Genomic DNA, 21,671 nt, shown 5'->3' on the forward strand with positions numbered 1-21,671 from the left:
CGGGGGAGTCCGCCGACAGGACGCCTCCGGCACGCGCGCGTAGCCTGGTGTCATGCCAGCGGTGCGGGTCGACGGCATCGAGGTCGCGTACGACCGGGTGGGTCAGGGCCCGCCCCTCGTGCTCGCGCACGGCGCCACGACGGACGCCCGGCTGTTCCGTCCCCAGGTCGAGGACCTGGCCGACGAGTTCACCGTCGTCGCCTGGGACGAACCGGGCGCCGGCCGGTCCTCCGACGTACCGCCCTCGTTCGCCCTGGCCGACTACGCCCGCTGTCTGGCGGCCGTCATCGAGGACGTGGACCTCGGCCCGGCCCATGTCCTCGGCCTGTCCTGGGGCGGGACCGTCGTGCTGGAGCTCTACCGGCGGCACGCCGAGTCGGTACGGACCCTGCTTCTGGTCGACACCTACGCGGGCTGGAAGGGCTCGCTGTCCGCGGCGGAGGTGCGGTCCCGGGTCGAGGGGGCGGAGCGGATGCTCGCGGTCCCGGCCGAGGCGTTCGCACCGACCGTGCCGGGCCTCTTCGCCGGAAAGCCCCCCGCCGACGCCGTACGGGTGCTGTCCGTGATGTCGGCCGACGCCCGCGCCCAGAGCCTGCGGACCGAGCTCACCATCATGGCCGAGGCCGATCAGCGGGATCTGCTGCCGAAGATCGCGGTACCGGCGCTCCTGCTGTGGGGCGAGCTCGACGCCCGCTCACCCGTGGAGCCCGTCGCCCACCAGTTCCTCGAAGCGATCCCGCGGGCCACGCTGGTCGTGCTCCCCGGCATCGGGCACCTCAGCAACATCGAGGCGCCGGAGCCGTTCAACCGGACCGTCCGGGAGTTCTGCCGCGCTCACTCCTGACCGGACCCGTCCACCGCCCGGCGCCGCCGCTCGTGCCCGACGAGTTCCCCCGGGCGCTCGTGGGCGGTCAGGGTGTGCAGCCGGGCCCGGTCGAGCGGCTCGTGCACCTCGACGTACTCGCCGTGCGGCAGCCGTTTGATCACGCCGGTCTCCCGGCCGTGCGCGACGAGCTCCTTGTCGCGCAGTTGCAGCCCCAGGCAGATCCGCCGGGTGACGACGAAGACGACCGCCGGGACGAGGAACATCCCGATCCGCACCGCCCACGTCACCGTGTTGATCGACAGATGGAAGCGGGTCGCGACGATGTCGTTGCCGCCGCCCGCCAGCAGCACCAGGTAGAGGCTGATCCATGCCGCCCCGATCGCCGTACGGACCGGCCGGTTGCGCGGCCGGTCCAGCAGATGGTGCTCGTCCCGGTCGCCGGTGAACCTGGCCTCCAGGAACGGGTACACGCCGATGAAGACCAGCAGCAGCGGGAACACCACGATCGGGATGAGCACGCCCAGCACCAGTGTGTGACCCCACAGCGTGATCTCCCAGCCGGGCATGATCCGCACCAGGCCCTCGGCGAAGCCGAGGTACCAGTCGGGCTGCGCGCCCGTGGACACCTGGTCGGCGCGGTAGGGGCCGTACGACCAGACCGGGTTGATCGTCGCCACCGCCGCCATCAGCGCGAGCACCCCGAACACCAGGAAGAAGAAGCCGCCCGCCTTCGCCAGGTACACCGGCATGAAGGGCGAGCCCACGACATTGCGCTCGGTGCGGCCGGGCCCGGCGAACTGGGTGTGCTTGTGGTACACGACCAGCAGCACATGGACGACGATCAGCGCCGCCATGACCCCCGGGATCAGCAGCACGTGCAGCGAGTAGAAGCGGGCCACGATGTCGTCCCCGGGGAACTCGCCGCCGAACAGGAACATCGCCAGATACGTCCCCACGATCGGCACCGACAGCAGCGCGCCGTGCACGAACCTCAGGCCCGTGCCCGAGAGCAGGTCGTCCGGCAGGGAGTAGCCGAACAGCCCCTCGAACAGGCCGAGGAGGAGCAGCAGCCAGCCGAACAGCCAGTTGACCTCCCGCGGCTTGCGGAACGAGCCCGTGAAGAAGTGCCGCATCATGTGCGTCAGCATCCCGGCGACGAAGACCAGCGCCGCCCAGTGGTGCAGCTGCCGGATCAGCAGCCCGCCGCGCACGTCGAAGCTGATGTCCAGCGTGGACGCGTACGCCTCGGACATCCGCACACCGTTCAGCGGGACGTAACTCCCCTGGTAGGTCACCTCGTTCATCGACGGGTGGAAGAACAGCGTCAGATACACGCCGGTGAGGACCAGCACCACGAAGCTGTACAGGCAGATCTCGCCCAGCAGGAAAGACCAGTGGTCGGGGAACACCTTGCGCAGGTACTTCCTGCCCAGCGTGTGGATGCCGAGCCGGCCGTCGAACCAGTCCGCGAGCCGCTCACCGCGTCCGGCGCTCACGCCGCCGCCCCGGGCACATGGGCGAGCTTGTCCGGGTTGGCCACGACGTAGATGCCGCACACCCGGTCGCCCTCCGGGGTGAGGTCCAGGACCAGGACCGCGTACGGCGCGTCGCCGTCGAACAGCACCGCCGCGTCGTCGCCGTTGACGCGCCGGTAGCGCCAGACCGGGTGGTCCGGACCGCCCCGGCCGGCCGTGAGCAGACGGGTCACCTTGTCCCGGCCGTGCACCGGGCGCAGACTCGCCCGCCGGCGCTTGCCGCCCGCGTCCGTCCACGCGGTGACGTCCGGCGCGAGCACCTCCATCAGCTCGGCGATGTCCCCGCCGAGCGCCGCCCGCACGAACCGCTCGGTCGCCTCCCGCCGCACCCGGGGATGCGCCTCGTACCGCGGCCGCCGCGCGTGCACGTGCTCCCGGGCCCGGTGCGCCAACTGCCGTACGGCGGCGGGGGAGCGGTCGATGATCTCCGCGATCTCGGCGTGCGGGTAGCCGAACACCTCGCCCAGCACGAACACGGCCCGCTCCAGCGGCGTCAGCGACTCCAGAACCACCAGCATCGCCAGCGACACCGACTCGGAACGCAGGGCCGGTTCCTCGGCGGTCTCGGTGTCCTCGCCGACCAGGGGCTCGGGCAGCCACGGGCCGACGTACGTCTCCCGCCGGCGGCTGATCACGGCACGGCGGCGCAGCGCGTGGTTGACCGCCACCCGGACGAGATAGGCGCGCGGGTTGTCGACACCGGCCAGGGGAGCGCCCCCGCCGCGGGCCGTCCAGGACAGCCATGTCTCCTGCAGGACGTCCTCGGTGTCGGCGACACTGCCGAGCATGTTGTAGACGACGCCGAACAGCAGCTCGCGATGGTCGACGAACACCCCGGTCGCCGCGTCGAGCGGGGCGTCGGTGCCGGGTACGGAGATCTCGGTCATGCGTGGGCCTCCCAGAGACGCGCTCACTACTGCGAGCCGAGCGGGGCCCCGGAATGTGACATCGCTCGGCCCGATGTGACCCACATCTCAGGCGGGGTGCCTGTGCGGTACCTCCCCGCGTCCTCCCTGACCTGGGGATATTTACGAGTCAGTACCCGAGCGGTACCGTGAAGGCATGCCAGCTCTCAACGTGGAGTTCAGCGACCGCGAACTTGAGGACCTCAGGCAGATCGCCAAGGAGCGCGGTACGTCCATGAAGGCGCTCGTGCGGGAAGCGGCCGCGGCCGACATAGCCCGCCACCGGGCCCTGCAGGAGGGCGCGGAGGCCTTCCGCCGCTTCTTCGCCACCCACGCCGACGAGTTCGCCGCCGCGTTCCCCGACGACGAACCGCCCGCCAAGGGCGAAGGGCGGGCCGCCTGACCCATGGCACCCGTGATCCATATCGACGTGCCCTGGCTGCTTCAGCGCCACGAGGAGGTCCTGCCGGACCAGCCCACCGTCAACGACTTCTCCGCGCTGGTCGCCGCCGTCGCCCGGCACCGCGTCGACCCGCCGCGCCTCGGGGTGAACTCCGACCCTGCCTGGCGGGCCGCCGCGCTGCTGCACACCATCACCGTGCTCCGGCCGCTGCCCTCGGCCAACGCCCGTTTCGCCTGCGCGACCGCCGTGGCGTACATGTTCGTCAGCGGCGTCGGCATCGACCCGCCCTACGGCGCCCTCGTCGACCTCGCCCGCGACCTGCTGTCCGGCACCACCGACGTCTACGGCGCGGCCGACCGGCTGCGCTCCTGGCAGATCTGAGGAACTGGGGATCCGGTGCCCGATTCACGCGGGCCGCAGGGAAATGTCGAAAACGGGTGCGACCTGCGCGCATCCGTTCCCCCGTTTCTGACTTCTTGTCAATGGCGGGCATGTTGTCCGGGCGCCTTGTTGGCCGTGTGGGGGTTGTGCAAGAGTGAAACGCGCGTGCGGGGGGAATGGCCGGGTGTCGCACGTGATTTGTGGACCGCGTCCGATTCGCCGTCGGTGAATTCGCACCTCCCGCGCCCCGCCAAAGAGGTACGCACCAACCGGGCCTCCTTTTCGGCGGCAGGACTTCTGTGTGCCACATGCGTGGGAAGGAACCATCTCAGTGCCCACCCCCCACCCCCCTCGCCCCCCGTATCCCCCGCCCGGCGGGGATCCCGGGGAATCCGATGAATCACTCGCCGCCCCGCTGAGAGGCAGCCCGGAGGGCGAGGTCGCCGCCCATTCCGTCGCGCTGCTGATGGCGCGGCACTACCAGTCCGTGCACGACTACGCGGTCATCTGTCTCGCCTCGTCGGCGCAGGTCGCCGCGATGGTGACCGGGACCGCCTTCCACCGGACCCTCAACCGCCTGGCCTTCGGCGAGTCCGCCGTCGCGCTGCGCCCGGCCCTTCTGGTGACCGTGCGCGACACGATCCGCGAGTGGTCCGGTGACGATCGAATATCAGCCGTTCTGCCCGCGTTGCAGAAACCGGCCGGAGGGCGCGGCCTGCGTGCGGCGACGTCCATGACGCCCGAAAATCGCACCCTCGCGGAGCGGGCATTCCAGGCACTTCCCGCAGCCTTGCGGTGTTTGCTGTGGCATGTCGAGGTCGAGGCAGATCCTTTAAGCGTCCCGGCCGGACTGCTGGGCATGGACACCGACATCGCATCGGCGGCCCTCGAACAGGCACGGGACAAATTCCGTGAAGGCTGTGTTCATGCCCATCGCGAACTCTCGCCGACCCAGGATTGCCGGTTCTACAACCGCCTCCTCGACGTCCCGATCCGCCGGGGCGGCGCCCTGCTGCCGGACGTCCAGCAGCATCTGGACGAGTGCCGCTACTGCCGGAACGCGGCGGAACAACTGAGCCATTTCGAGGGCCCGCTGGGGCCGTTGATCGCCGAGGCGGTGCTCGGCTGGGGCGCCCGCCGCTACCTCGACTCGCGACCGGGGCGGGCGTCGCACGGCGCACGCGGGGGCCGGCGCGGCGGCGGACGGCGGGGCGGCGGGCGGCACGGGCTGCTGTCCCGGCTCCCCGTGCCCACCCGCCGGGTTCCGGGGGCGCCGCGCTCCTCGCGGGCGGTGCTCTCCGGCGTCGGCGCGGTATCGGCCGGGGTGCTGGCGACGGTGCTCATCATCAACGCGTCGTCCTACGACGGCGGTGAGGCAGACCCGGCCGGCTCCAGCAGCGCCGCCGGCGGCAAGGGCTCCGCGTCGGTGACGCCACCCGGCACCGCCGGGCTTCCCGCGGCCCAGGGCGTGACGCGGCTGCGCAACGCGGGTGCCGACCTGTGCCTCGACATCCGGGACCTGCCGAAGGAGGGCTCGGGCACGAAGCTGGCGGAGTGCTCGACGGTGTGGACCCAGCAGTGGACGTACGAGGACGACGGGCTGCTGCGCAGCGTCGCCGATCCCGGGCTGTGTCTGGACTCCCACAAGGACGCCGGTGTCGTCGTCCTCGGCACCTGCGCCGACGAGGATGCCGAGCGGGGCGACGACGTGCGCTACGACCTCACCGTGCAGGGGGAGTTGCTGCCCCGCTGGGACGAGCAGCTCGCCCTCACCCCGGCCGACGACGACCCGGACGCCGACATCGTCGTCAAGGTCCGCGACCGGAACACCGACGCCCAGCGCTGGCAGCCGGACCCCCTGCCGACGGCGGGCTCCCTGTCGATCGAGGAGCAGGGCGACCCGGCGGCCCACCCGGTGACACTGACCGACGGCCGCACCGCGTGACGACGGGCCCCGGGGCCTGAGCGGAGGCTGCGCGGCGGACACGCCGCGCAGCCCACCCCTCAGGCCGGATCCTCGACGAGGTCGGCCGGGCCGATCGTGCTCGGTGTCGCATGCCCCGAGAGGGCGAGCGTGAGGTCGAGTTCGGCGAGCAGACAGCGGATGACGTGTTCGACGCCGGGGCGGCCGTCGAGGCCGAGGCCGTAGACGTACGGGCGGCCGACGAGGACCGCGCGGGCGCCGAGGGCGAGGGCCTTGAAGATGTCGTCGCCCGTGCGGACGCCGCTGTCGAAGAGGACGGTGAGCCGGTCGCCCACGGCCTCCGCGACGCGGGGGAGGGCATCGGCCGCGGCTGTCGAGCCCGCCACCTGGCGGCCGCCGTGGTTGGAGACGACCACCCCGTCCATTCCGGCGTCGGCGGCCAGGCGCGCGTCGTCCGGGTGCAGGACGCCCTTGAGGACGATCGGGCCGTCCCAGTTCTCCCGCAGGAACGCCAGGTCCGGCCAGCTCTTGGCCGGGTCGGAGAACATCCCGACGAAGTGCATCACGGCCGCGTTCGGATCCTCGTGCACCGGCTTGGCCAGGCCCGCCTGGAACGCCGGGTCCGAGAAGTAGTTGGCCGTGCCGACCCCGTGCAGGAACGGCAGGTACGCCTGGTCGAGATCGCGCGGCCGCCACGCCAGCAGCGGCGTGTCCAGGGTGACGACCAGCGCGGTGAACCCCGCCGCCTTCGCCCGGTTCAGAAAACTGCGGGCCACCTCCGGGTCCTTCGGCCAGTACAGCTGGAACCAGCGCTCGGCGTCACCCATCGCCTCGGCGACCTGCTCCATGGGGGTGCTGGACGCGGACGACAGGATGTACGGCACGCCCTGCGCGGCGGCGGCCCGGGCCGCGGCGGACTCGGCGTCCGGGTGCATGATCGACAGCACGCCGACCGGGGCCAGGGCGAGAGGGGCCGGCAGGGCACGGCCCAGCACCTCGACCGACAGATCCCGCTCGTGCACGTCCCGCAGCATGCGCGGCACGATCCGGCGGCGCTCCAGGGCCGCCCGGTTGGCGCGGGCCGTACTGCCGTTGCCCGCGCTGCCCGCCACATAGCCCACCGGGCCGGGCCCGAGCCGCTGCTCGGTGAGCTCCTCCAGCCGGGTCAGATCGGTGGGCAGCCGCGGTACGGCACCCGTCATCCCGTTCAGATAGATCTCGTACTGGAAGTCCGCCCAGTGCTTGCCCACCGTACGCCCCGCCTCTCGTCGTCTCCTCGTCGAGACCGTGCCGTACGGCCGACGATACCGAGCGGTATGCGCTGCGGCGGATCAGGGGCGGGCGACCGCCGCGTGCAGCACCCGGGCCAGCGCGCGCGGTTGCGAGAACATCGGCCAGTGCCCGGTGTCCAGCTCCACCAGCTCCCAGCTGTCGCTCCCGAGCACCGCGGCCACCGCCGGCATCGGCTCGTCCCCGTCGAGAAGGCACTTCACATACGTCGCCGGGAGCTCGCCGAGGGGACGGGCGAGGACAGCCGGCTCGGTGAGCGTGACACCGGGGTGCGGGGTCGAGCCGCCCACGATCCGGGCGATCTGCTCGTCCGTCAGCCCCTGCCCCGCGTAGTCCTCGGGGCCGAGCGGCGGCCAGTAGCCGGCATGGCCGTCGATCGCCCGCCGTACGTGGTCGCTGGGCCAGCCCGACAGGAACGACTCCCCGTCCACCGGCACGTTCGCGTCGACGAACACCACGCGCCGCAGCCGGTCTCCGATCCGCTCGGCGGCCTGCCCGACCGGGACGCCCGCGTAGCTGTGCCCGACCAGGACGACGTCCCGCAGATCGAGGCGCTCCACCTCCTCGACGATGTCCCGGACGTGCGTCTGCTGCCCGGCCGGTTGCTCGGTACGTCTCTCGGCGAGGCCCGACAGTGTCAGCGCGTGCACGTCATGCCCGGCCCCGCGCAGCTCCGCGGCCACCTCGTCCCATGCCCACGCCCCGAGCCATGTCCCTGCCACCAGTGCGAAGTCGGTCATGCGGGCAACGTAGCCGAGGGGTCCGACAACGCCCCTCCCGTGCCGGGCCCGCAGGCCGCCCGGGGTCCGGGAACAGCCGCGGCGGCGACGGTGGTCACGCCTGGTCGTCCGCGTCGTCCGCGTCGTCCGTGCGGGGTGTGGGGTCCGGTTCGGCGTCCGGGCCCTGGGCCCTGACGCGCTGCACGTGTTCGAGTGAATCGCGCAGCTCCGCGAGCCAGTCGTCCGTATGACGCTGCACCAGGCGCACGCACCAGGCCAGCGCGTCGCTGCGGCTGCGGGCCACGCCGCCGGCGATCAGGGTGTCGAGGACCTGGCGCTCCGGCTGGCGCAACCGCGTCATGACCGGCGCGGCCACGTGCGTGAAGAGCGTCCGCTGCCCACCGCACTCCACACCCCAGGACACCTTCCGGCGGAACCGGTGCTCGGCCTCCCGGGCCACGGCCATCCGGTCCTCGCGGGTGCGCTCCCGGAAGTCCTGCACCCGGCTCTCCAGGGCCGCCTCCCGTTCGGTGGCCGGGGCGTCCTCGGCCAGCCGGGGTGCGGGGATGCGGCCGATCACGGTGATCTCCTCGCGGTCGACCGTGATCTCGGTCAGTTCCTCGAAGAGGTCGTCGGGCAGGCGGCCGGCGAACCAGCCGCGGAGCTTCTCTGTCTGCTCAGAAGTAATCATGTAATGACGATTACTCGGCCGATCCATGAACACAAGGGGTCGCCAAGCAGTCGGCCGAGAGCGGAATCGGAATGTTTCAGGCCTATTAACGAACGCGCAGGAATCAGCCATCTGGCCGCTTCATGACCCCGGAAACCGCGCAGTTACGGGCTTCACCCGTGCAGATTCCGTAACTTCACGCCACTGATTCAACACGCAATGTTACTGAAACCCGTGGGGTCGATGTGTGTTTCCGCGGCGGACTCGGCAGACTCGCGCTCGCCGCTCCGGGCACCGACCGAGCACGGGACGGCACACCCTGTAATCGATGCGGAAGGATGCACACAATGCGGACCACCGCGCGCTGGGCCATGACCCTCGGCCTGACGGCCACCGCCGTCTGCGGCCCCCTCTCCGGGGCCGCGCTCGCCACCCCGGGTCAGGCCCCCACCGCGCTCTACGCCCCGTCGGCCCTCGTCCTCACGGTGGGCCATGGAGAGAGCGCGATCACAGCGACTCCCGAACGCGCGGTCACCCTGACCTGTGCCCCGATGCCCGCCGGCACGCACCCGGCGGCCGGAGCGGCCTGCGCGGAACTGCGCGGCGTCGGCGGCGACCTCGACGCCCTGACCGCGAAGGACGGCGTGATGTGCACCAAGCAGTACGACCCCGTAGTCGTCACCGTCGACGGTGTCTGGCAGGGCAAGCGCGTCTCCTACGAGCGCACCTTCTCCAACGACTGCATGAAGAACGCTTTGGGATCGGGCGTCTTCTCCTTCTGAGAGGGCCGAGCCCACAGACCGGGATCGCGCTGAATCCGTGAAGCGCAGCGGGCCGTGGCTGGGGAGCCGGGCCGTTGTCACGGGAAGTCGCGATCTCGCGCAAGGGGGCCGGCGGGCGGAGTGGGGCCGCCCGTCGGCCCCTGGGCTTTTCTACGCCCGGGGCCTCACGCCCGGTCGCGGTGGCTCGTGTCGCACCATGGGTAGCGGCGGCTGCGACGGCAGGTGCACAGGGCCACACGGAAGCGGTCCGAGGTGACGACGGAGCCGTCCTCCAGCTCCACCTCGACGGGGCCCTCCATCAACAGCGGGCCCTTGCGCTGGACGGCGACGCGGCGCGGCGTGGCGGCCCGGTCAGACGGGGAGTTCGGCACGGACGACCACCAGCTCTTCCTTGTCATCGGCGGCGGGCAGCAGCCCCCGCTCCCGCAGCCAGTGTTCCCGGCCGCGCAGCACCGGCCCGAGCGCGATCCGGCGCCGCCGGGTCACCGCGGCCTTCAGGCCGGCCCCGCGCAACTGCCCGACGGTCAGGTCCGGGTCGCTGAGCGCCGACTGCACCAGCAGCAGAACTCCGCCCGGCCGCAGCAGACCGGGCGCCTCCCGGCAGATCCGGTCGACGACCAGCCGCCCGTCACCGCCCGCGTCCCAGGCCCGGGCCGCGCCTCGCGGCGGCCTGCGGTGACCGTCCGGCGCCGGCACGTACGGCGGATTGGCCAGGATCAGATCGAACGTTTCTCCACGCACGGGTTCGAAGAGATTCCCGTGCCGGATGCGGACCGGGAGCCCCGCCAGCCGGGCGTTCAGCCGCGCGGCCCACACGGCACTCCAGGACACGTCCACCGCGGTCACGCGGCTGCCCCGGCGTGCGGCCTCCAGGGCCAGGGCGCCGCTTCCGGTGCCCACGTCGAGGACCTTCGCGCCCGGGGGCAGCGGCTCGTCGGTCAAGGCGCCGGCCAACAGCTCGGTGTCTTCCTGCGGGGCGTACACGCCCGGGGGTACCAGTGCAGTCACGGACGCCGAGTACCCCGACAATCAGGAGATATGAGCTGTTTCCAGGGCAAGCGGTGCACGCAGTGACGAACGTGATGCACGCCAGTCGGCGAGCAGCCGGGCGCCGAAGCGTTCCTCGACGAACTCGGTGGCGTCGATGCCGAAGGCGACGTCCGGGGCGAGATGCGGCTCCTGTTGCAGCAGTCCGCCGATGACGTCGTGACGCACCACCTGCTCGTGGACCGCGTCGGCCTCGACGTGCTCGTCGTAGAAGTGCTCGGCGGCGGACCCGGCGCCCGTGCGGCGCATCGCCTCGGCGAGCCGCCGCGAGCCCGGTGACGAGGTGATCTCGACCGTCGCGAAGTGGCCGACCAGGGCACCTCTGAGGGCCCGGTGCAGTCCGAAGAGGGACATCATGTTCACGGTGACCAGCGCCTCGGCGGACGACGCGTCGAGGTAGCGGCCGTATGTGGTGTCCAGGCCCAGATCCGTCATCAGGTCGGCGAACAGGGAGGCGTGCACGCGGTCGGCGCGGCCGCCACCCCACTCGTCGAACTCCACCGCCGCCATCGCGGCCTTCGCCCGGCCCCACAGCCGCGGCAGCACCCAGGCGTGCGGGTCCGCCTCCTTGAGGTGGTACAGGGAGCGCTGGGCCGCGTACTCGCGCACCTGCCACAGTTCGCCCTCGTCACGCAGGAAGTGGCTGACGCCGGTGCCCTCGACAGGCTCGACCAGCAGGCCGGCCAAGGCCTCGTCCACGCTGTCGTGGACGTGTGCGTCGGTGCGCAGCGCGGACAGGAAGCGGTGCTCCATGGCCCCGCGCACGCGCAGCAGGTCCGGGTCCCACTCGCGCTCCGGGGAGACGTCCGCGAAGCCGCGGTAGTGCAGCTCGTAGCACAGGTACAGGGCGAGCTGGAGGTCGTCGCCGTACACGTCGGCTCGGACGACCTCCTCCAGCCGGGGCAGGCGGCCCGCGCCCCGCAGATACGCGTCGACGCCCCTGCTCAGCGGGCCGCGCGGGGTGGGCAGTCGTGGTCCTTCGTGCTCCATGCGCGCCGGGTACCCGCCAGGCGACCGAGGTCACCCGTCGTGTGACGCCCGCCCCGTCGTACGAGGCGGCCGACCTGGGCATTCCTCCAGGAGCGACCCGTGGCGACGAGACGCGGGCCCACCCCGCCTGCGTCAGTCCCCGTCGGACTCCTCCTGGGCGCGCGCGTTGGGGGTGACGGCCTCGCCGGCCTCACCCCGATGGCGGCGCTGCTCGGCGGAGTCCCGGGTGCGGTTCTCGGCGTCCTCGACCTCCCGCAGCACCTCCTCGAGCGCCGTCTCGGGCGGCTTGCCGTGCTGGTCCTCGTCGCGCTGGTCCTTGTGCTGGGACACGGGGGTCTCCTTCCTGTGTTCGGTACGCCCGCTCACGGGCGTGGTCGTTCAGGTGGTGGCTGCGGCGATGCGCAACGGCACCGGGTCGGGAGGAGCGGCCTCCTCGCTGCGGCGGGTGACCTCCGCCCACCAGGCGGGGCCGTCCTCGATGTGGCGCAGCAGCACGCCCTCGCGGATCGCCCAGGGGCAGACCGTGACCGCCTTGATGCCGGTGAGCTTCAGCGCGGTGTGACCGACCACCGCTCCCGCGAGGCTCTGTGCGGCGCGCGGTGCGGAGATGCCGGGCAGGTGCGCGCGTTCGGCGGCGGGCAGGGCGGCCAGCTGCGTGATCGCCGCCCGCAGCTCGGAGCGGTGCATCTGCCGGTCCACGAACGGGCCGTGGCGTCCGGGCGCCGCGCCGCACAGCCGCCCCAGCTGCTGGAAGGTGCGGGAGGTGGCGACCGCGGTGCGCGGGCCCTCCCAGCGGATCCGCGCCGCGACGTCCCGCAGCTGATGGCGGACCTTGCGGCGCAGCGCCCGCACCCGCTCCGGCGACGGCGGGTCCTCGGCCTCGAAGAACTCGTGCGTCAGCCGCCGCGCGCCCAGCGGCAGCGACGCCACGAAGTCGGGCAACCGGCCGCGTCCGAAGGCGACTTCGAGCGTGCCGCCGCCGATGTCGAGCAGGGCGAGCGGCCCCGACCGCCAGCCCATCCAGCGCCGGGCCCCGAGAAACGTCAGTTCGGCCTCGACCTCGCCCGGCAGGGTGCACAGGTCGATGCCCGTACGGGCGCGGACGGCGCGCAGTACCTCCTGCCGGTTCGGCGCGTTGCGCACCACGGCGGTCGCGAACGCCAGCGGGCCGGCCGCACCCCACCGGGTGGCGGTACGGCTCGCCTCGGCCACCGCGTCGACGAGTTGTCCCACGGCCTGCTCCGGGATGGGTCCCCCAGGTGTGACCTGCTCGGACAGCCTGAGTCGCCATTTGGCGGTGTGCACGGGCAGCGGCACCCCGTCCGCCGCGTCCGCGACCACAAGTCTGACCGTGTTCGATCCCACGTCCACCACGCTGATTCGCATGGCCGGTGGGTACCCATTTACGGGGCGGGCCAACAGGACGCACGCTCCGCACCGGCGAGGACACGCCACCGGCCGCGGGGCCGCCGTGTCCCTGCACACGACGGCCCCGGCACCCCGTGCTGGTGCAGGGCAGGGGTGATCAGCACGGCCAGGAAGGAGGCCTCGCGGTCGCGGTCGAGCAGGATCCGCAGGGGCGAGCAGGAGCCGGCCGCCCGCGAAGGCGGCCACGGCGATGACGACGTCGGGCCGAGGGCAGGGCGATGGTCACGATGGTGGCGTCCAGCACCACCATCAGCTGGGCGAGCGCGACGACCGCGAGGATCCAGCACCGCTTGGACGAGGCCTCGGCGGCCGCCTCAGTCCCAGCGAAACGGCAACGTTTCGCTGGGACGGTGGGGAAGTGCCCTACGTCACGCCATCTGGCGGCGGACCAGCTCGTGCAGGCGGCCGTTCGTGTCGGCGAGCAACTGGGCCGGCGAGCCCTGCTGGATGACCTTGCCGTCCTCCATCACCACGACACGGTCGGCGTCCATCACGGTCGACAGCCGGTGCGCGATGACGATCCGGGTGGCGTTGAGGGCCTTGGTGCTCTCGATGACCGTGCGCTGCGTCTCGTTGTCGAGCGCGCTGGTCGCCTCGTCGAAGAAGAGGATGCGCGGCCGGCGGATCAGCGCCTGGGCGATCATCAGTCGCTGGCGCTGGCCGCCGGAGACGGCTCCGCTGCCCGCGACGATGGTGTGCAGCCCCATCGGCATCCGCTTGATGTCCTCGGCGAGACCGGCCATCTCGGCCGCCGCCATCGCCTCCTCCGGCGTGTACGGCTCGGTGCCGCAGATGACGTCCAGGATCGAGCCGGTGAACGGCTGCGCGTGCTGGAGCACCACTCCGCACTGGCGGCGCACCGCCGACTGGTCGAGGGCCGCCAGGTCCTGCCCGTCGTACAGCACGCTGCCCGACACCGGCCGGTCGAAGCCGATCAGCAGCCGCAGCAGCGTCGACTTTCCGCAGCCGCTCGGGCCGACGACCGCGACGAACTCGCCCGGCCGCACCTCGAACGACACGTCGTCCAGGACCAGCGGACCGTCGTCCGAGTAGCGGAAGGACACCCGACGCGCCTCGATCGCCCCGGTCAGCGGGCCCGGCCGGGTGCTCGCCGTGCGCACCTCGGGTGTCGCGTCCAGCACCGGCTTGATCTCCTCGAACAGCGGCAGCGCGGCCACCGCCGAGACGAACGAGCCGGTCAGTTGGGTGACGGAGGTCAGCAGCATCGTCACCGAGGTGTTGAAGGTGAGGAACGCCGCCGCCGACATCGAGCCCCGGGCCGGACCGGCCAGCAGCATGAACATCAGCAGGGTGCACAGCGGCAGATACACCGCGCCCAGCACCGTCGTGAGGTTCTTGATGCGGCCGACCTTCTGCTGGAGCTCACGGCTGCGCGCGAACTCCGACGCCCACGCGGCGTACGCGTAGTTCTCGGCGGCGGCCACCCGCAGCTTGGGCAGGCCGCGCAGCGTCTGGAACGCCTGGTTGTTCAGCTTGTTGGAGAGCACCACCAGCCGCCGCTGCCAGCGCACCTGCCACAGTCCGAGCCCCAGGAACACGGCCGCGATGACGACGAGCATGCCGATCGCGGCCATCGCCATCGGCACGCTGAACCACAGCAGCAGCCCCAGGTTCATCGCGCCCACCGTCACCGACTGGGCCACGGTCGGGCCGACTCCCGCCAGCAGCCTGCGGATCGAGCTGATGCCCATGGCCGCGCTGGCCAGTTCGCCCGTGGAGCGCTCGGTGAAGAACTTCGTCGGCAGCCGCAGCAGCCGGTCCCACACCGCCGGCTGGAGCGTGGCCTCGATCCGGCCCTCCAGCCGCAGGATGGTCAGGTTCTGCAACAGCATGAAGGCCGCCGCCACCACACTGCTCAGCATCACCGCGAGACACACCTGCACGATCAGGTCCGTCTGCGCCTTCGGCACGAACTCGCCCAGCACCTTGCCGGTCGCGACCGGCACCATGGCCCCGATCGCCACCGTGACCAGACCGCTGAGCAGCAGGCCCGTCAGGTCGCCGCGCATGCCCTGCATGCAGAACCGCAGCAGCCTCAGCGGACTGAGCCCCCGCTCCGGCAGCGGACGGTAGAACATCACCGCGCGCGGCTCGAACTCGTCGGCGTTCGCCTTCTCGATCGGCGTCTCACGGCCGGTCGACGGATGCACCGCGACATAGCCGCCGCGCCGCCACAGCAACGCCACCGGCGCGCCCGACAGGGCCCGCTGGCCGACCAGCGGCCCCACGTTGTCCCGCCACCAGCGGCCGTCGAGCCGTACGGCCCGGGTGCGGACGCGGGAGGCCAGGGCGACCTGCTCGACCGGGTCGAGGCGGTCGCCGCCGGTGCCCTTCTGGGTCGGCTCGGTGATACGGATCCCGGCCGCCTGCCCGACCAGCTTGCAGGCCGCGTACGTGGCGTCCGCGTCGGCGGCGGTCGTGCGCTGGGAGGAGCGTTTGCCGATGGACGCGAGCAGCGTCTGGTCGGCCTGGGCGCGCACCGCCTCACCGGCCTTGATGCCCTCGGCCGTGCGGGTCTCGTGGGTGCGCTCCAGCTGCTCGATCCAGCGGTCCAGCGTGGTCAGCAGCCGGTACTGCTGGTCGACCATGGACTGCCACAGCCCCGGGTCCATCAGCAGGTCGGCCGCGGCCTCCGCGCCGTACAGCGAGCCGTACTGCACGCTGCCCGGCGGCACCTGCATCCAGAACACGTCGTCGTCCGTGGGCGCGGCGGCCCGCTCGGTGGCCATCGGCGCCTGGAACAGGATCGACAGGCTGCGGCCGACCCCGAGGGCGAGCGCGTACTCCAGCGGACTCGTCGTCGGCGGCACGTACTGCGGGTTGCCGTACTCGTCGTACGACCAGGTCGCCGTGTTGGCGGGCTGGTACAGCTCGCGCAGGCCGATGCGGTGGACCACGCAGTCCCGCAGCGGGCGGGCCACCAAGGTGTGCTGCGGTCCCGGCACCGGGCCGAGCACCAGCGAGCCCGCCTCCAGCCGGCCCAGATGGTGCCAGTGGCCCTGCTGCCCGGCGTCGACCGCGAACAGATCCACGGCGCCGGACGCGACCAGCCACAGCACCTGCGGGCCTTCGAGGTCGAGACGGTTGAACCCGGCGCAGTCGATGCGCGAGCCCATCTGCCCGAAGGCGCCCAGCACGAGGTCGCCGTCGTGCCCTTCGTGAACGGCCGTCATCTCACCGCTCCCTGACCAGTGCCGCGTACGCGCCGCCGCGGGCCACCAGGTCCTCGTGCCGTCCCCGCTCCACGATCGTGCCGTGCTGCAGGACGACGATCTCGTCGCTGTCGCGCACCGTGCTCAGCCGGTGCGCGATCACCACGCAGGCGCAGCCGCGCCGACGCAGGTTGTCCATCACGACCTGCTCGGTCTCCGCGTCCAGCGCGCTCGTCACCTCGTCGAGCACCAGGATGCTCGGCCGGCGCACCAGCGCCCGCGCGATCTCCAGGCGCTGGCGCTGCCCGCCGGAGAAGTTGCGGCCGTCCTGCTCCACCTTGCTGTGGATGCCGCCGGGCCGGCGCGTGATCACGTCGTACAGAGCGGCGTCGCGCAGGGCGTCCTCCACCGCGTCGTCGGGGATCGACGTGTCCCACAGCGCCACGTTGTCGCGGACCGTCCCCTCGAAGAGGAACACGTCCTGGTCGACGAAGGAGACCGAGGCGGCCAGCGCCCCCCGCGGGATGTCCTCGATGCGCTGCCCGTCGATGCGGATCACGCCTTCCCACGGCGCGTACAGCCCGGAGATCATCCGGGACACCGTGGACTTGCCGCTGCCCGAACCGCCGACCAGCGCGACCTGCTGCCCGGGGCCGACCGTCAGGTCGAAGCCGGTGAGCAGGGGCTTGTCGAGCGGGCTGTAGCCGAACGTGATGTTCTCCAGCTCGACATGGCCCTGGAGGCGGCGCGTGGACTCACCGGCGCCGGGACGGTCGTAGAGCGGGTCGGCCTTGAAGTTCTCCACGTCCTTCAGCCGGGCCACGTCCGCCGCGAAGTCCTGGATGCGGCCCGCGACACCGTTCAGCCGGGTCAGCGGGGCGGTGAACCGGGTGACCAGGGCCTGGAAGGCGACCAGCAGACCGACCGAGATGTGCCCCTCGACCGCCCGCATGCCGCCGATCCACAGGATCAGCGCGCTGTTGAGGGTCGCGAGCGTCGGCGCGACCACGCCCAGCCAGGCGCTCGGCACGCCGAGCCGCTGCTGCTCCTCCAGGGTGGTGGCGTGCTGTCCGGCCCACTTGCGGAAGTAGCCGTCCTCGCCGCCGGTCGCCTTCATCGTCTCGATCAGCTGAAGGCCCGTGTACGCGGTGTTGGTGAGCCGGGCCGTGTCCGCGCGCAGCTTCGCCGTGCGCGTCGCCCGAAGCCGGATGACGACCCGCATGGCCACGATGTTCAGCAGGGCCACGCCGATGCCGACGAACGTCAGCTGCGGGTCGTAGCTGTAGAGCAGTACCGCGTACAGGACGACCACGATCGCGTCCACGCCCGCCGCCGCTAGGTCGCGGGACAGGGTCTCGGACACCGCGTCGTTGGACTGCAGCCGCTGCACCAGATCGGCCGGGCTGCGCTGGGAGAAGAACGTCACCGGCAGCCGCAGCAGATGCCGCAGGAAGCGGGCGCTGGACAGGGTGGAGGAGATGATGCGGCCGCGCAGCAGGTTGGCCTGCTGGAGCCAGGTCAGCACGACCGTGAGCAGCACGCACGCCGCCATCGACGTGAACAGCACGCCGAGCAGCGAGGTCTGGTTGCCGATCAGGAACTCGTCGATGTAGGTCCGGCTCAGCGCGGGTACCGCCGCACCGACCGCCACCAGCAGCAGACTCGCCAGCACCGCGGCGGGCATGGTGCCCGCCGTGCCGCGCAGCCGGGCGGGCATCGCGCCCAGGACGCCGGGCTTGCGGCCGCCCCGGGCGAAGTCCTCGCCGGGCTCCATCACCAGGACGACACCGGTGAAGCTGCCGTCGAAGTCCTCCATGGGGACGAACCGGCGGCCCTTGCCGGGGTCGTTGATGTAGACGCCGCGCCGGCCGAAGCGGCGGCCCATGCCGTCGTAGACGACGTAGTGGTTGAACTCCCAGAACAGGATGGCCGGCGACTTCACCTCGGCGAGGGCGGCCATGTCCATCTGCATGCCCTTGGCCGTCAGGCCGTAAGAGCGGGCCGCCTTCAGGAGGTTGCTGGCGCGCGACCCGTCGCGGGAGACGCCGCAGGCGATGCGCAGTTCTTCGAGCGGGACGTGCTTGCCGTAGTGGCCGAGCACCATCGCCAGGGAGGCGGCGCCGCACTCGACGGCCTCCATCTGGAGCACGGTGGGCGTGCGGACGGTCTTCGCCCGGGCCTTGGGTACCTTGCGTTTCGGCGGGGCGGCGCGACGCCGGTTCCGGGGCTCCTGTGCGGTCGCGCTCATGGCAGCAGCCAGTCGACGGGGCGCTGGTCGGCCAGCCGGATCGAACCGGAGGCCAGCGTCATGGAGGTCAGCTTGTACGGCGGCCCGTCCGCGGACGACCACTTGTAACCGCTCTTGGTGGCGGAGGACTTGTCCAGCCGGACCGTCACGGCCACCGGCCTGCCCTTCTTCGTGAACTGCTCGCCCAGCTGGCTGTCCCCGAGGAACGCGGCGATCTGCTGCGGGGACTGGGCCGAGCGGTCCACCGACTTCACATGGCCGCGCAGCACTCCGTACTCCTGCGTCGGCACCGACTGCACGGTCAGGTCCACGGCGGCGTCGTCGGGGATCGAGGCGGCGTTCTCGGCGGGGACGTACACGGTCGCGTAGAGCGGGTCCCCGGTGTGGGCGACCTTCTCGACGGCGGCGACGTTCGCGCCGGTCTGGATGATCTGCCCGACGGTCGCGGCGAGCGCGGAGACACGGCCCGCGTCGAGCGTGCGGACGACCGCTTCTCCCTTGCTCGTACGGACCTTGAGCACGGGGGAGCCCGCGGGCACCTGCGCGCCCTGCTTGGCGAGCACCGCGGTGACCTGGCCCGCGACGGGGCTCTGGAGGAGGTAACTGCCCTGCCCGTGCGTGATGACGGCGGGTGCGCTGACGGTGGAGGTCACCGAGCCGGTCATCGCCCACACCGAGGCGGCGGCCATCGCGACCACCGTCACCGAGAGCACGAGCCAGCCCTGCGGGCGGGCGAAACGCACCGGGAGGTCGAGTTCCTCCGGTGACTGGAGCTTGGCGAGGGCCTGTTGGCGGAACTGCAAGGAACTTCCCTCACCCGTGGAAGAGGTGCATACGGAACCCGAAGAACCCGGAACCGCCGGCTGCGGTTCCGGGAATCAACGGCACAAGGGCTCGATCAGAGGCCGGAGACCAGGCCGGTGACCGGGGCCGTGTTGAGGCCGGTGACGCCCTCGACGGTGCCGACGGCGGTGTCCACCAGGCCGGAGACCGGGGCGATGCCGTCAACGGTGTCGGTGACGGTGTTCACGGCGTTCACGGACAGGCCGCCGGAGATGGCGTCGAGCTGGGCGTCAGCGATCTCGACGGTCTCAACCTGGGGGGTGGAGTTCATGATGGAACTTCCCTTCATATGGATATCTCACAAGGGGGGAGCGGCCCCCTCTGGGGACAGATGACGGCCGCGACCGCGAGCACCGGGCATCCGTTTCCGAGTGCCCTGAGCGGCCCCCGCGGTGCGATGGATCAAAGCACGCTGCGGCTCCGCGCTTCCAATCAACCACCCCCCTCACCAGGGAACTTGCGCCCCAGCAGCACCGATCCGTGCAGATCTGCGCACCGCTTGGCGGCGAGTTCTTCACATGCGGCACCGCATCGGCGCATCAGGGCCCTTGTTTCAGGGGGCGGCGAATCCGGCACTCCCGCCCCAAAGGCGTGACCGACGCGGCCGGGGTGTGGATAACCCTCCTTTCGGTGACCGGGTTGAGCATTCGATGTGCAGATTCGCTGAAGCCGGGATTCGACTCCGTGATTGCAACAGATCGTTCCCGACCGGATACGGAGCGTTTCGTTCCGCGATGCCGAAGCGGTGCCGTAGCTGAAGGGCCGTCATCCGGCCATGACTCTCCGCGGGCCGGCCGGGCCCGCCCTCCTCGACCGGCCCATGGGAACAGGGGACTCGCGGACCGCGCGGTCGGTGGGCGGGCAGCGGGAGTTGGCTGATTCCGCGATGCGAACGGATCACTTGCAATCGGAATTGAACGCCCCGCACGGCCCGTGCGTACCAACAGCCATCCAGGCGCCCCCCAAGCTGCCGGACGGCGGCACAGGCTCCGTCCCCCCCAGGAGGAGAGAAGTTTGAGTCACAAGCGAATTCCGAAGCGCAAGGCCGCGATAGCGGCGGGCGGCGTGGTGGCGCTCGGCGCGGCCGCGATCCTGCTCCCCAACGCCAACGCCTCGCAGGACGGTTCGTCCGGCGACGCGGCGGCCGCGCCGAAGACACTGAAGGCGGGCGACGCCTCGGATCTCGCCTCGCAGCTCTCCGGGCTCCTCGGAGAGGCGTTCGGCGGCTCCTACTACGACAGTGCCAGCAAGCAGCTGGTCGTCAACGTCGTGCCGGGCGACAACAACAACGTGGTCGTGCAGGCGAAGGCCGCCGGTGCGAAGGTCCGCGAGGTCGACAACAGCTGGTCGGAGCTTCAGGACGGGGCGTCGACGCTGAAGTCCGAGGCGACCATCGCGGGCACCTCGTGGTCGATCGACCCGCGCACCAACAAGCTCCTGGTGACCGCCGACAGCACCGTGACCGGCGCCAAGTGGGACAGACTGGAATCCACCGTGCAGGAGCTCGGCTCCGGCATGGCCACGCTCAAGAAGTCCTCCGGCACCTTCAAGCCGTTCGTCTCCGGAGGCGACGCCATCTTCGCGGGCGGCTCGCGCTGCTCCCTCGGCTTCAACGTCACCGCGGGCGACGGCTCCCCGGCCTTCCTGACGGCCGGTCACTGCACCCTCGGCGGCAACGAGTGGTCCGACACCCAGGGCGGTCAGCCGATCGCCACCGTCGACCAGTCCACCTTCCCCGGCGACGGCGACTTCGCACTCGTGAAGTACGACGACCCGGCGACGGAGGCGCCCAGCGAGGTCAACACCGGCGACCAGACCGTGCCGATCACCGAGGCCGCCGAGGCGACCGTCGGCCAGCAGGTCTTCCGGATGGGCAGCACCACCGGGCTCAACGACGGCCAGGTGCTCGGCCTCGACGCCACGGTGAACTACCCGGAGGGCACGGTCACCGGCCTCATCCAGACCGACGTCTGCGCCGAACCCGGCGACAGCGGCGGCTCGCTGTTCACCCAGGACGGTCTGGCCATCGGCCTGACCTCCGGCGGCAGCGGCGACTGCACGGCCGGCGGCGAGACGTTCTTCCAGCCGGTGACCACCGCCCTGGAGGCTGTCGGCGCGACCCTCGGCGCGGGCGGTGCCGCGGGTGGCGGCGCCGGTGCCGGTGACGAGGCCGGCGCGGGTGCGGGCGAGGAAGCCGGTGCGGGTGAGGAAGCCGGTGCCGGCGAGGAAGCGGGCGCTGGTGAAGAGGCCGGCGCCGGTGACGAGGCCGGTGCGGGTGCCGGTGAGGAAGCCGGTGCGGGCGAAGAGGCCGGTGCCGGTGAGCACGCCGGCGGCGAGGAAGCGGGTGCCGGAGCCGGTGCGGGTGCCGGTGCCGGTCAGGACGCGGGTCAGGGCGTCGAGGACAACTCCGGGCTGACCGAGTCCCGCTGACCCTTCGAATCCGTCGGCAGCCGGTCCGACGCAGCCGGCCCGGTTCCGCCCCCTTCCTGGCGGGACCGGGCCGGCCC

Annotated in this window: 20 protein-coding genes; 6 read left to right on the forward strand and 14 right to left on the reverse strand. The window is 71.8% G+C overall.

Going from position 1 to position 21,671, the window contains the following annotated elements:
- Nucleotides 1-52: 52 nt before the first annotated feature.
- A complete protein-coding gene (locus tag AB0G20_RS25850; RefSeq protein ID WP_361306436.1) occupies nucleotides 53-844 on the forward strand; it encodes an alpha/beta hydrolase in 792 nt (263 codons plus the stop codon).
- On the opposite strand, the gene AB0G20_RS25855 is transcribed toward AB0G20_RS25850, so the two are convergent.
- Together AB0G20_RS25855 and sigJ are read right to left on the reverse strand one after the other, a co-directional pair.
- Entirely contained in the window at nucleotides 835-2,322 is a 1,488-nt protein-coding gene (locus tag AB0G20_RS25855) for a cytochrome bc complex cytochrome b subunit (RefSeq protein ID WP_361306438.1), read from the reverse strand. The genes AB0G20_RS25850 and AB0G20_RS25855 overlap by 10 nt on opposite strands.
- Nucleotides 2,319-3,248 carry an RNA polymerase sigma factor SigJ gene (gene sigJ, locus AB0G20_RS25860; RefSeq protein WP_361306440.1) on the reverse strand — a complete coding sequence of 310 codons (930 nt, stop codon included), beginning with the start codon at nucleotides 3,246-3,248 and terminating at the stop codon, nucleotides 2,319-2,321. Before sigJ ends, AB0G20_RS25855 begins: the two co-directional genes overlap by 4 nt.
- Before the next feature lie 175 nt (nucleotides 3,249-3,423).
- Here sigJ and AB0G20_RS25865 point away from each other — a divergent pair, with 175 nt between their 5' ends.
- The 3 genes from AB0G20_RS25865 to AB0G20_RS25875 all read left to right on the forward strand — a co-directional run bounded on the left by AB0G20_RS25865 (nucleotide 3,424) and on the right by AB0G20_RS25875 (nucleotide 5,995).
- Nucleotides 3,424-3,669 (forward strand): hypothetical protein, encoded by a 246-nt coding sequence (locus AB0G20_RS25865; protein WP_030845137.1) that lies wholly within the window; start codon nucleotides 3,424-3,426, stop codon nucleotides 3,667-3,669.
- A gap of 3 nt (nucleotides 3,670-3,672) precedes the next feature.
- Nucleotides 3,673-4,050 carry a hypothetical protein gene (locus AB0G20_RS25870; RefSeq protein ID WP_031110699.1) on the forward strand — a complete coding sequence of 126 codons (378 nt, stop codon included), beginning with the start codon at nucleotides 3,673-3,675 and terminating at the stop codon, nucleotides 4,048-4,050.
- A gap of 331 nt (nucleotides 4,051-4,381) precedes the next feature.
- Complete coding sequence (locus AB0G20_RS25875) at nucleotides 4,382-5,995, forward strand: RICIN domain-containing protein (RefSeq protein ID WP_361306442.1); 1,614 nt, start codon at nucleotides 4,382-4,384, stop codon at nucleotides 5,993-5,995.
- Between the two features lie 59 nt (nucleotides 5,996-6,054).
- Here AB0G20_RS25875 and AB0G20_RS25880 read toward each other — a convergent pair whose 3' ends face one another.
- The 3 genes from AB0G20_RS25880 to AB0G20_RS25890 all read right to left on the reverse strand — a co-directional run bounded on the left by AB0G20_RS25880 (nucleotide 6,055) and on the right by AB0G20_RS25890 (nucleotide 8,674).
- On the reverse strand, nucleotides 6,055-7,224 hold the full coding sequence (locus tag AB0G20_RS25880) for a lactate 2-monooxygenase (protein WP_361306444.1): 1,170 nt from the start codon (nucleotides 7,222-7,224) through the stop codon (nucleotides 6,055-6,057).
- Nucleotides 7,225-7,305: 81 nt separating this feature from the next.
- Nucleotides 7,306-8,004, reverse strand: coding sequence for an alpha/beta fold hydrolase (locus AB0G20_RS25885; protein WP_361306446.1), 699 nt, complete (start codon nucleotides 8,002-8,004; stop codon nucleotides 7,306-7,308).
- 94 nt (nucleotides 8,005-8,098) lie between these two features.
- Nucleotides 8,099-8,674 carry a hypothetical protein gene (locus tag AB0G20_RS25890; RefSeq protein ID WP_361306448.1) on the reverse strand — a complete coding sequence of 192 codons (576 nt, stop codon included), beginning with the start codon at nucleotides 8,672-8,674 and terminating at the stop codon, nucleotides 8,099-8,101.
- A 326-nt stretch (nucleotides 8,675-9,000) separates the two neighbouring features.
- Between AB0G20_RS25890 and AB0G20_RS25895 the strand changes: the two genes are divergently transcribed.
- Complete coding sequence (locus AB0G20_RS25895; RefSeq protein WP_361306450.1) at nucleotides 9,001-9,435, forward strand: protease inhibitor; 435 nt, start codon at nucleotides 9,001-9,003, stop codon at nucleotides 9,433-9,435.
- Nucleotides 9,436-9,599: 164 nt separating this feature from the next.
- Here AB0G20_RS25895 and AB0G20_RS25900 read toward each other — a convergent pair whose 3' ends face one another.
- The 9 genes from AB0G20_RS25900 to AB0G20_RS25940 all read right to left on the reverse strand — a co-directional run bounded on the left by AB0G20_RS25900 (nucleotide 9,600) and on the right by AB0G20_RS25940 (nucleotide 19,435).
- Nucleotides 9,600-9,806 carry a CDGSH iron-sulfur domain-containing protein gene (locus tag AB0G20_RS25900; RefSeq protein WP_361306452.1) on the reverse strand — a complete coding sequence of 69 codons (207 nt, stop codon included), beginning with the start codon at nucleotides 9,804-9,806 and terminating at the stop codon, nucleotides 9,600-9,602.
- Nucleotides 9,787-10,443, reverse strand: a complete 657-nt coding sequence (locus AB0G20_RS25905) for a HemK2/MTQ2 family protein methyltransferase (RefSeq protein ID WP_361306454.1) — start codon at nucleotides 10,441-10,443, stop codon at nucleotides 9,787-9,789. The genes AB0G20_RS25900 and AB0G20_RS25905 overlap by 20 nt, the downstream gene beginning before the upstream one ends.
- Before the next feature lie 21 nt (nucleotides 10,444-10,464).
- Nucleotides 10,465-11,472, reverse strand: a complete 1,008-nt coding sequence (locus tag AB0G20_RS25910; RefSeq protein ID WP_361306456.1) for an iron-containing redox enzyme family protein — start codon at nucleotides 11,470-11,472, stop codon at nucleotides 10,465-10,467.
- A gap of 132 nt (nucleotides 11,473-11,604) precedes the next feature.
- Complete coding sequence (locus AB0G20_RS25915; protein WP_361306458.1) at nucleotides 11,605-11,802, reverse strand: hypothetical protein; 198 nt, start codon at nucleotides 11,800-11,802, stop codon at nucleotides 11,605-11,607.
- 48 nt (nucleotides 11,803-11,850) lie between these two features.
- Nucleotides 11,851-12,858 (reverse strand): Ppx/GppA family phosphatase, encoded by a 1,008-nt coding sequence (locus AB0G20_RS25920; protein WP_361306460.1) that lies wholly within the window; start codon nucleotides 12,856-12,858, stop codon nucleotides 11,851-11,853.
- 410 nt (nucleotides 12,859-13,268) lie between these two features.
- A complete protein-coding gene (locus AB0G20_RS25925) occupies nucleotides 13,269-16,094 on the reverse strand; it encodes an NHLP bacteriocin export ABC transporter permease/ATPase subunit (protein ID WP_361306462.1) in 2,826 nt (941 codons plus the stop codon).
- A 1-nt stretch (nucleotide 16,095) separates the two neighbouring features.
- Nucleotides 16,096-18,321, reverse strand: a complete 2,226-nt coding sequence (locus AB0G20_RS25930; RefSeq protein WP_361306464.1) for an NHLP family bacteriocin export ABC transporter peptidase/permease/ATPase subunit — start codon at nucleotides 18,319-18,321, stop codon at nucleotides 16,096-16,098.
- Nucleotides 18,318-19,124 (reverse strand): HlyD family efflux transporter periplasmic adaptor subunit, encoded by an 807-nt coding sequence (locus AB0G20_RS25935; RefSeq protein WP_361306466.1) that lies wholly within the window; start codon nucleotides 19,122-19,124, stop codon nucleotides 18,318-18,320. Before AB0G20_RS25935 ends, AB0G20_RS25930 begins: the two co-directional genes overlap by 4 nt.
- A 95-nt stretch (nucleotides 19,125-19,219) precedes the next feature.
- Nucleotides 19,220-19,435, reverse strand: coding sequence for a hypothetical protein (locus AB0G20_RS25940; RefSeq protein WP_003994898.1), 216 nt, complete (start codon nucleotides 19,433-19,435; stop codon nucleotides 19,220-19,222).
- A gap of 743 nt (nucleotides 19,436-20,178) precedes the next feature.
- Between AB0G20_RS25940 and AB0G20_RS25945 the strand changes: the two genes are divergently transcribed.
- Nucleotides 20,179-21,594 carry a S1 family peptidase gene (locus AB0G20_RS25945; RefSeq protein ID WP_361306468.1) on the forward strand — a complete coding sequence of 472 codons (1,416 nt, stop codon included), beginning with the start codon at nucleotides 20,179-20,181 and terminating at the stop codon, nucleotides 21,592-21,594.
- The last annotated feature ends 77 nt before the right edge of the window (nucleotides 21,595-21,671 follow it).

Source organism: Streptomyces sp. NPDC024017, from assembly GCF_040638895.1.
Lineage (GTDB): Bacteria > Actinomycetota > Actinomycetes > Streptomycetales > Streptomycetaceae > Streptomyces.